This is a genomic window from Pseudomonas sp. HY13-MNA-CIBAN-0226, assembly GCF_040310305.1.
Classification (GTDB): domain Bacteria; phylum Pseudomonadota; class Gammaproteobacteria; order Pseudomonadales; family Pseudomonadaceae; genus Aquipseudomonas; species Aquipseudomonas gregormendelii.
The window spans coordinates 1-242 of the sequence record NZ_JBEOPS010000553.1 but is presented as its reverse complement, the minus strand read 5'-3'; the positions used below and the strand labels follow the sequence as shown (position 1 = coordinate 242).

The window sequence follows — 242 nt, the reverse complement described above, 5'->3', positions numbered from 1 at the left end:
ACTCTCGCCTTACGTTCCAGGCAAGCCTGTGGACGAGTTGGCCCGTGAGTTGAATCTGGACCCGTCCAAGATCGTCAAGCTGGCCAGTAACGAAAACCCGCTGGGGCCGAGCCCCAAAGTGTTGGCAGCGATTCGTGAAGAGCTGGCCGAGCTGACCCGCTATCCCGATGGCAACGGCTTTGCGCTCAAGTCTTTGCTGGCGGACAAGTGCCGGGTCGAGCTGAATCAAGTGACCTTGGGTA

General features: G+C 59.1%; 1 pseudogene. It reads left to right on the top strand.

The window, feature by feature from the left end:
• A pseudogene (locus AAEZ05_RS29875) lies at nt 1-242 on the top strand (histidinol-phosphate transaminase); the annotation flags it as partial.